This is a genomic window from Pseudomonadota bacterium (genome assembly GCA_026388315.1).
GTDB lineage: Bacteria > Desulfobacterota > Syntrophorhabdia > Syntrophorhabdales > Syntrophorhabdaceae > MWEV01.
The window spans coordinates 1-6,214 of sequence record JAPLKA010000014.1 but is presented as its reverse complement, the minus strand read 5'-3'; the positions used below and the strand labels follow the sequence as shown (position 1 = coordinate 6,214).

Genomic DNA, 6,214 nt, shown 5'->3' with positions numbered 1-6,214 from the left:
TTTCTTGCATGAAGATCGATACCGCAGTAAAATTTGTGTTGACCTTTGTAAAAGTTCATAAGGCTTCCTCCTTAATTGGGTATTTTGGTTCCTCTCAAACCGATTCTACCATGTCTGGAGGAGGCCTTGAATAGTATCAAGCCGTTGGAGCCGATCGCTTATGCTCCGGCTCAACTCCGCGTTAGCCGCAAGGAGGAGGGAACTGATATGAACTGGTTTACGAAACTTTTCACGCCAGCTATAAAAGCGACAAAGAACGCTGCCGAAGGGAGGCCGGTGGGTTCTCCGAAAGCAGATTCGGCTGAACAAAGTGATTCAGCGCGCCAGTCTCTCGAACAACAAATACGAGTTTATCTTGAAGCAGCGCGATATCTTGCAACCTGTGGACGTTTCAACGAAGAAAAATTTGACCGAGTTGAAAGCATATTGTCCAAAGTTCCTACAGGTTCGATGGATTCAGTAAAGAGGGCTGAACTAAAAGAACACGTCAAACATCTGATTCCAGATCACGGTCTTAGTCCTTGGGACCAAGTGAAAGTTAGGGAGCACCAATCACTATCAGTCGCAGTCGGGACTTTCGCAAAATTACTTTTGGAGTTACGGCCAGACGAAAGAAGCAGAGAATTCATAAAGTGGTCACGTGACCAAATCAGAGAAATTGAAAGTTTGATCCAGAAGAGTGATTGAGGCTAACCATCGCATCCACCGGACGGCTTACAGCCGCCGATGATGCGTGTCGTTGGGCTGCACAAACTGGTTTACTGCAAAGGTAACTACCAATGCCGAGCTTGAAGAGGCAATGAAAAAGGCCGAAATGTACGATGCTGGTGCTTACATTCAGGTTGTTATGGACAAAATGGCAGGTCCGCCACTGGCCGTGATGATGCATGATGGCTTCACCCGTAAACGAAACGTTACCAGAAACGAATAAATGATATTGCCCTGTATTTCTCCTCGACATTCAAGCGGGGCTGTGAGAGAATTGGAAGAAAAAGGAAGGTAGACAATGAACAAAACTACTCTATTTCGTCAGTTAATTTACGCACCTGAAATTTTGCAGTTACCTTGCTGCCACGATGCACTATCGGCCAAGGTTTTAGAACAGGCGGGATTTAAAGCTATTAGTGCGGCCGGTTACGGCACAGCGGGTAGTGTTTTAGGCTTCCCCGACATTGGATTGGCCACAGCGACTGAAATGATAGACAATTATCGGAACATCTGCAACGCGGTGGATATTCCTGTTTTTGTCGACATCGACACCGGCTTTGGAGATGTGAATAATACCATCAGAGCTGTGCGGGATTGCGAGCAGGCAGGCGCCGCCGGTCTTTTTATTGAAGACCAGACTTATCCTAAGCGATGCGGTCACATGGCAGGAAAAAGCGTGGTATCAACCGAGGAATATCTTCCCAAGCTGCGAGCGGCATTGTGGGCGCGCAAAGATCCTGATTTTGTAATAATGGCGCGAACAGACTCAGCCGCCGTGTATGGCGTTCGTGATGCAGTAAATCGTGCCCGTATGTACGCCTCTGAAGGCGCAGACATGGTCTTCATCGAAGCGCTCAAAACGAAAGAAGATATGATAATAGTCAATAAGGCCATGAAAGAAGTTGGCGTCCCTGTCATGGCAAACATGATAGAAGGAGGCGAATCACCTTTTTTAACCGCCAGTGAATTGGAGGAAATTGGTTTCCGTGTGGTTGCATATCCTTGCGCTTCCCTCTATGTTGCTGTGAAGGCGCTGCAAAAGTGGGCCAAATGCCTCAAGAACACCGGAACAAGTGAAAGTGTGCGGGATCAAATGCTCACTTTTGGCGAATACTTTGATTTTATCGGTGCACCGGAAATCCGCGAGCGGGAAAAAATGTTTCAACGGCCAAGGGGTGAAGGGGACGTTAAATAAGTAAATAACTCAGTGAAAGGCGATGGAGACGGAACGTGGCAGCGTATATGGAAAGCATGAAATATTGCCCAACCCGATATTGGAGCCGATCGCTTACGCTCCGGCTCAACTTTCCGTTAGGGCTTATAACCAATGGGGAGGGTTTTATTGTATTACCGGCTAAAAAAACATTCTTATCTTGTGGAAGGGGCTATGCGCGGAGCAATATATAATCTGCAAGAAGGTAGAGTTTATTCCATCAATCGTCGAGCGGTTGAATTGCTTAGAGAATACCAGGATAGGCCAATAATCGATTTATTGACTTCAAATTCTTCTGATAACGTAGATTGCCGCGAGTTCTTTGACCGCCTTACAGCAATGGGCATCGGAGGAATATTTTTTAATGATCCTGGGGTGGTTTCTTTTGAGAACTTGTCATGTCCGCCTGCGAAATTGAATTTTCTATGGCTTGAAATCACTTCGTCCTGTAACAATTCTTGTATACACTGTTACTCTTCTAGTGACGGTCATTCTACTGCCGACCGAGTAACAAAAGAACGGTGGCTGTCGGTGATTGATGAAGCCAGCGCTGCTGGAGCAAGGGCTATACAGTTGATCGGAGGAGAGCCACTATTGGTTCCGTATTGGCGGGAATTGGTCGACGAGGCAAAAAAACACAACTACAATTCTATTGAGATTTTCACAAACGCAACTTTGATTGATGATGACTGTATCAATTATTTTAAAGAGCAAGGAGTTCACGTTGCCACGACAATTTATGCTGCCAATCCCGCCGTTCATGACCGGGTGACAAGAAACAAGGGAAGCTTCGATAAGACACTTGCTGCGATTCGGAAACTTGTGGAAGCAAAGGTTCCTACAAGAGTTGCCTCAATCATTACCAGAGTAAATGAACATGAAGTAGATAATCTTCGTCACTTATGTAAAGATCTAGGTGTCAAGACCAGAATACCTGATGTCGTGAGGCCTACAGGCCGGGGTGATAACAACAGTCTTCTTCCGCGGCATTACCGCAAGCAACCTATTAAGCCGCCTTTTTATTCTAGCCACGAAACATTTTCCCATGCTTTGCACTATAATACCTGTTTAGAGGGAAAGATTGCAGTAACACCTGGAGGTGATGTAATTCCTTGCATATTCGCCCGAAACCAGGCATGTGGGAATATACTGCAAACATCCTTAAAAAATATTCTATCCGAGGAATTATTGCAAAGATGCTGGAAAACGACCAAAGACTTGGTTGAGAAATGCAAAGATTGCGAGTATCGTTATGCTTGCCACGATTGTCGACCGCTGGCCCAGGGACATAGCCCTGAGAAAGCATGGAATAGTCAATCTCAAGGTTGCTCATATAACCCTTATACAGGGGAGTGGGAGGAGGATAATTTATGCCAAAGAAAGGAAACGAAATGAAACCCGAAAAACCGGAAATAGTCGAATGGAAATCGAAAGATGCGAATAAGGGAGTCAAACGCCCAGTTAGATGCGATCCAGATTCTTGCCAACCAGCTTATTGCCAACCCGGTATTTGCATGCCAGATCCCTGCACGCCAAATCCCTCAGATCCTTGCCTGCCAGATCCCTGCTATCCAGAGCATGATTGCCAGCCAGATTATGACTGCGACCCAGACAAATGCGACCCAGACTACTGTGACCCTAAAACCCATTGCGTTCCATGTGCTCCCAGCCATGGAGGATAGTATCATGTTCCAGTAAAGGCGTTGTTTTTGGAGGGGTTGGAGGTCAGACTCTATTATTGACTTCAAGAGAAATGAAGATGAGCGAACGGGGACATAGGTAACAGACTATTCCGGGTACATAGGTAACACTTTTAAAAGGAGCGGAAATGAAAAAATATCTGTCGATTTTTTTTATTCTTTCCTTATTCTGCATCGTTCTCCTGTCTTTATACGGAGGCACCGTCACGGCGACCCCGCAAGCCCGGTTTGAAGCCGAGGACGAAGATGAGGATGAAGCCGAGGCCGTTATTCCCTCCGGCTCGGGATATTTATTTACAGTGGAGAGGGGAACTCTCAGCATGCCGGACGGCGTTAAACTGGCAGTCTCCTACTGGATGCCCAAGGCAAAAAGAATGGGGGAGAAATTCCCTGTCTTCTTCGAGATGAACGGCTACCGGAAGGACGACCTGTGTTATCTGTCGTGGGACTATCCCGTCGGCGCCTATTTCGCAAGGCACGGATACGTAGTCGCTAAGGTGGATCTCCGTGGAACCGGCGACAGCACCGGGGTGATTCCGGAAGCAGAATATTCCGAACAAGAACTGTCCGACGGCGTGGAAATCATCAACCAACTCTCCCAGAAATCGTGGTCGAACGGAAAGGTGGGGATGTATGGTCTTTCCTGGGGGGCATTCAACTCCCTCATGGTTGCCAGGCGCAAACCGCCCGCCCTCAAAGCCATTCTGATCGCCCATGCCTCGGATGACCTCTACTATCAGGATGTCCATTTCATCGATGGCGTCATGCACACCGATGTCTGGGAAGCAATGATCGACACCTATAATGCCCTCCCGGACACGAAAAAATATGCCCTTACTCCGGAGTTTTTCGCCAATCGCTTCGACCAGCCGCCCTGGCATTTCAAATGGAAGGAAAACCTTTCCGACGGCCCCTTCTGGCGCAAGGAATCCGCACGGTTCCAGTCCGGTGTGGAGCTCCCTGTGTATATCATCGGGGGTCTGCTTGACGGGTACCGCGATACCGTTGTGCGTTTACTGAACTCGCCTAATAAGCAGGTTAAAGCGGATATCGGCCCATGGAAACACGAATGGCCGAACACCGGGACTCCGGGTCCAAACTACGAGTGGAGAAAGAAGGCGCTGAAATGGTGGGACCATTGGCTGAAGGGAATTGACAACGGCATCATGAACGAACCCCGTTTCATGGTCTTTATGAGGGATGGCGTTCGGCCTTCAGAAGACATCACGACCACCCCTGGACAGTGGCGGTGCGGTAATTGGCCTATCGGCGGAATTAAAGAGCGTCGGTTCTACCCTGGGGAAAGCCGGAAGCTGATCTCTTCCGCCCCGGATCAAGCCAAACCTTACACCCTCGTATACAAGGCCGGCGCCGGGACCAGCGTTCACGGATGGTGGGGAGAGACGAGCGGGAACATGTCTTTTGACGATGAAAGCAGCATGGTGTTTGATTCCGAACCGCTGAAGGAATCCGTCGAGATCATGGGACTTCCCAAGGTCAACCTGACCGTTTCGGCGGACGCTCCGCTGTACCAATGGTCGGTGAGATTGGAGGACGTATGGCCGGACGGGAAAGTATCGCTGGTCAGCGGGACCCTCATTAACCCGGCCGATAGGGAATCCCGTCTGAAGCAGTCTCCGCTGGTTCCGGGCGAAAAGACCAGACTTACCGCCGAGATTCACTTTACGACCTGGCGTTTTAGACCGAAGCACAAAATCCGCCTGTCCATCAGTAACGCCCAGTTCCCCATGGCCTGGCCGACTCCTTACAAAGGCGCCACGAAGCTCTATCCTGGGCCTGACACGAGCATCGAACTGCCTGTCGTCGAAAAGAACACTCTGACCAAAACCTGTGATCTCCCAAGGCCCGAGAAGGAGGAATGGCCGCCTGACGCGTCGTACGCGGAAGAGGACGAAGGGAAAAGCGCAAATATCGATTACAACCCGGAAACAGGCGCGGCGGTGTATTCCTGCGGGATCAACCAGAGGATGACAATCCGGGATACCAAATACCACATGCAGGAAAAGAACACCTGGAAAGTAAACGACAAAGATCCGGCCCGCGCTACCTATGAGGCGGTGACAAATTATACCATCCGGCCGCCGGGCCGCGAGCTCCTTCTTATTGCGAAATTTCGTATGGCCTCGGATGAGAAGAACTTCTACCTGACAACAACCCGGCAACTGTTCGAAGCCAAAAAGTTGGTTCGGGAAAAGAAGTGGGAAAAGACGATTCCGCGAAAGAACCAATAACATCATCGAGCCCTGGAATTAATTCCCGTTGCAGCAGGCGATTGTGGTATTGACGTTGTCGCAATCCACCCAAGCAAAAGACAGACGGCATCCGCGCGCAACGATCGCATGAGCACCTGGGTTAGATTTTTAACTCCATGCTAAACATATCTCCCCTGGCAAAGCCCATTTTGTCAAAGAACTTGACGAGATCCATTTGCTTCCTGTCCACAAAGACGTAGATTGCATCAAGACCAAGCTTTTTAAGCATGGAGTACATTTCCTTAAACAGGAGTTGGGAAATACCTTTTCCCTGCCATTCTTTGTCTACTCCAATGGTGTCGATACATCCAACGTTTTCC

7 protein-coding genes are annotated in these 6,214 nt (G+C 48.9%); 6 read left to right on the top strand and 1 reads right to left on the bottom strand.

Annotated features, from left to right (window positions below; translation table 11 throughout):
- The first annotated feature begins 126 nt into the window (after positions 1-126).
- The 6 genes from NTX75_00705 (at position 127) to NTX75_00680 (ending at position 5,873) form a co-directional block, all read left to right on the top strand.
- Positions 127-687, top strand: coding sequence for a hypothetical protein (locus tag NTX75_00705; protein MCX5814748.1), 561 nt, complete (start codon positions 127-129; stop codon positions 685-687).
- A 52-nt stretch (positions 688-739) separates the two neighbouring features.
- Positions 740-931 carry a hypothetical protein gene (locus NTX75_00700; GenBank protein ID MCX5814747.1) on the top strand — a complete coding sequence of 64 codons (192 nt, stop codon included), beginning with the start codon at positions 740-742 and terminating at the stop codon, positions 929-931.
- 75 nt (positions 932-1,006) lie between these two features.
- Entirely contained in the window at positions 1,007-1,903 is an 897-nt protein-coding gene (locus NTX75_00695; protein ID MCX5814746.1) for an oxaloacetate decarboxylase, read from the top strand.
- Between the two features lie 192 nt (positions 1,904-2,095).
- Positions 2,096-3,316 (top strand): radical SAM protein, encoded by a 1,221-nt coding sequence (locus NTX75_00690; GenBank protein MCX5814745.1) that lies wholly within the window; start codon positions 2,096-2,098, stop codon positions 3,314-3,316.
- A gap of 39 nt (positions 3,317-3,355) precedes the next feature.
- A complete protein-coding gene (locus NTX75_00685) occupies positions 3,356-3,619 on the top strand; it encodes a hypothetical protein (GenBank protein ID MCX5814744.1) in 264 nt (87 codons plus the stop codon).
- Between the two features lie 130 nt (positions 3,620-3,749).
- On the top strand, positions 3,750-5,873 hold the full coding sequence (locus tag NTX75_00680) for a CocE/NonD family hydrolase (protein ID MCX5814743.1): 2,124 nt from the start codon (positions 3,750-3,752) through the stop codon (positions 5,871-5,873).
- Positions 5,874-5,994: 121 nt separating this feature from the next.
- Here NTX75_00680 and NTX75_00675 read toward each other — a convergent pair.
- The coding region (locus tag NTX75_00675) for a GNAT family N-acetyltransferase (protein MCX5814742.1) at positions 5,995-6,214 on the bottom strand (220 nt) is incomplete at its 5' end.